Raw genomic sequence first — 3,581 nt, 5'->3', positions numbered from 1 at the left:
GAGAATATAAATATAAAGTTAATGTTATAATTTATTAATAGAAATCAAAAGGGGGAGATTCTTTTGGCTCAGCAATATACTAAAAAAATGATTCGTAGCGTCTTTATAGAATTGTTAAATGAAAGACCACTAAATAAGATTACTGTAAAAGATATAGCATTAGCTTGTGGAATTAATCGAAATACTTTCTATTATTATTATTCAGGTATGTATGATCTTCTATCTGAAATTTTTCAAACTGAGCTTCAAAATGTTATAGATGAATACAATGATACTATGTCGTGGGAGGAAAGCTTTTTATTAGCAACAAGGTTTGCCTTAGGAAATAAGAAGGTAATTTATCATGTATATAATTCAATGCAGAAAGATGAATTAGTAAATTATATTTATAATGTCTCAGGAAACATGATGGAGAGGTATGTTAAGAAGTTAAGTCATGGTATTAATGCCTCTGAATATGACATGAAGTTAATAGCAAAATTCTATCAATGCGCACTGACAGAAATGGTAATTCAATGGATTTTTTCTGGAATGAAAGAAGATCCAGATGCTATTATAAAAAGAATAGGTGAATTATTTGACGGAAATATAAAATTATCACTTAAAAGAAGTGAAAAGCTAAATAAAATTAAACAAATATAATTATAGAAAATTAATAAATTCAGCATTAAATCCATTAATAATTAAGATAAATGAAATCACAAATAATCAAAAAGAAAATTTAGAAGAGATATATAAATAAAGTATTTAAACTATGGTATAAAATATTTGAAAGTTTATGCATTAGATTATATATACCTAATTTTTAGGCAAATATATTTAAGTGTTTAAATTTTGAACACTCCTCTTATTTATCTAATGAAATATATTGTGAAAGGTTATATTATAGATTTAAAGGAACTTAGAGTTATTTTTAAAACTTACACTTGGCAAATAAAAGGGGCTTTACAAAAATTTATTTTGATACATGCTCTTATAACTTATTAATAAATATTAATTTAAAAGGCTAAGATTTGTTTTAAAAACCTATAGATAGTTTTAAGAAAGAAGGAGATTTTATGAAACTTAAAACACATGATGAGAGACTTACTTTAACAAATGGAAGTTATCATGCATTAGTAAATGCTAGAAAACCTAAAGGAATTGATGATAAAAGTGCATATTTAATTGGTACTGGAATAGGTGCATTAGCAGCAGGATGTTTTTTAATAAGAGATGCACATATGGATGGTAGCAAAATAACATTTTTTGAAGAATTAGATATTCCAGGAGGATCTTTAGATGGAAAGGTAATTCAAAATCTAGGCTATGTGGCTCGTGGTGGACGTGAAATGGGACATCATTTTGAAGTTCTATGGAGCTTATTTAGTTCACTTCCATCTACTGAAGATCCAAATATGACAGTATTAGATTATTTCTTCTATATAAATTATGATGATCCAAACTATAGCAATTGTCGTATAACTCATAAAAATGGAGAAAGATATGATAATGCTAAGTTTAATCTTGGACAAGATTTAGCTAAAGAATTAGCAGAATTTGTTCTTATATCAGATGAAGAACTTCAAGATAAGGCAATTGATGAAGTATTTTCTAAAGAACTTTTAAATTCAGATTTTTGGACATTATGGAGAACTATGTTTGCCTTTGAAAACTGGCATAGTGCTTTAGAAATGAAGTTATATATGAATAGATTTATACACCATGTTGGTGGCTTACCAACACTTTCAGCATTACAATTTTCAAGACATGACCAATATACATCTTTTGTAAAACCAATGGTTAAGTTCTTAAAAGAACATGGGGCTAAGTTTGAATATGGCGTACATGTTGAAAATGTAGAATTTGATATAACTCCTCATAAAAAGGTGGCTAAAAAAATAATTGCTAAGGACAAAAATGGAAAAGATATCTCTGTAGATTTAACAGAAAATGATTTAGTATTTATAACTAATGGTTCTATGACAGAGGGATCAGGATATGGAGATGATAATACTCCTGCTCCATTTAATAAAGAACCAAAAGGATGTTGGGAATTATGGAGAAATATAGCTAAACAATCAGATGAATTTGGAAATCCAGATAAATTCTGTACTGATACTGAAAAATCAAATTGGGAATCTTGTACAATAACTTGTCATGATGAACGTGTACCAAGATATATTGAAAAAATAACAAAACGTTCACCATATGGAGGAAGAACTGTAACAGGAGGAATAGTTACAGCTGTAGATTCTTCATGGTTAATGAGTTGGACTATAAATCGTCAAGGACAATATTATGGTCAACCAGAAAATGATGTAGTTGTTTGGGTATATGGACTATTCTCAGATACTAATGGAGATTATATTAATAAACCTATGAGAGATTGTACTGGTAAGGAAATTATAAAGGAATGGTTATTCCACATAGGAGTTCCATGTGAGGAGATTGAAGAACTTGCTCAGTCTTGCACAGCAATTCCAGTAATGATGCCATTTATAACTTCACAATTTATGCCACGTGAATTTGGAGATAGACCTTATGTTGTTCCTAAGAATGCAGTTAATTTTGCTTTCCTTGGACAATTTGCAGAAACTTTAGATGATCCAGCAAGAGATACAGTATTTACTATTGAATACTCAGGACGTACAGCTATGGAAGCGGTATATGTATTAACTGGAGTTGAAAAGGGTGTACCAGAGGTATATGGATCAAGATATGACATACGTTATTTATTAAATGCTGGAGTATGCTTATTAGATGGTGAAAAACCAAAAATTCATTTGCCATTTTTAGTGAAGAGAAAGATAATGAAGCAAATAGCAGGAACTGATATAGAGAAATTATTAAAAGAATATGGAATTATCTAGATAAAATATCAATAGAATTAAAAATTTAATAACTAGGTGTCTAGATAAAACATCTGAATCTTTGAAAAAGCAATAACAAAACTCAAGAATACATTATAAATAATAGTTTTAAACTCTCCTTTGAGATTTTCAAAGGAGAGTTTTTTGTTTAGTAGAATTTTATTATAAGTGCTTATAAGTTTGCTAAAAAGTATAACTTTTATGATTTCTTATAATTTAACATTGCAATTTAACTTAAATACAGCAAAATAAATAATTTCATTCTTTTAGAACAGTTTATTCCTTCTTATATCGACAGTAATGAATAAAATATTAAAAATTACTAAAGATATATACATATTTTTTTATTAAAAGTTATTATGGAGGAGTTGGAATAATAATGAAAAAGAAAATAGATTGATTAATAATTTTTTGTATGCTTATAACTATGATTAGTACCAATATAGCATATGCATAGACTAATGAATTATATAAGTTTGAAACAATAACAAAACTTAATAATTGCATAACAAGCAAATAAAGTAGAAGCAAGAAAACTTTTTTATTAAAGATATCTAATACCTTTATGAATAAAAAACTTGAATATTTATCTAAAATCATACTATTTTTTCATAATCAAAAATATGTATTAAATAAACAATGGTTGAGGTTAAATTAAATGAATTTAAATTATGTATTTTCTATATTTATTTTATATTGCAAAGACTTATTATCAATAAAATTTAGAAA

At 27.1% G+C, this 3,581-nt stretch carries 2 protein-coding genes; both read left to right on the top strand.

The window, feature by feature from the left end:
- Nucleotides 1-63: 63 nt before the first annotated feature.
- Nucleotides 64-642 (top strand): TetR/AcrR family transcriptional regulator, encoded by a 579-nt coding sequence (locus Q1J60_RS09145; protein WP_300261187.1) that lies wholly within the window; start codon nt 64-66, stop codon nt 640-642.
- 416 nt (nt 643-1,058) lie between these two features.
- Complete coding sequence (locus tag Q1J60_RS09140) at nt 1,059-2,852, top strand: oleate hydratase (RefSeq protein ID WP_300261184.1); 1,794 nt, start codon at nt 1,059-1,061, stop codon at nt 2,850-2,852.
- Nucleotides 2,853-3,581 lie beyond the last annotated feature (729 nt).

Source organism: Clostridium sp. (assembly GCF_029258205.1).
GTDB lineage: Bacteria > Bacillota > Clostridia > Clostridiales > Clostridiaceae > Sarcina.
Note: the sequence above shows the minus strand (reverse complement) of the source record. Positions and strands in the feature narration are given on the sequence as shown.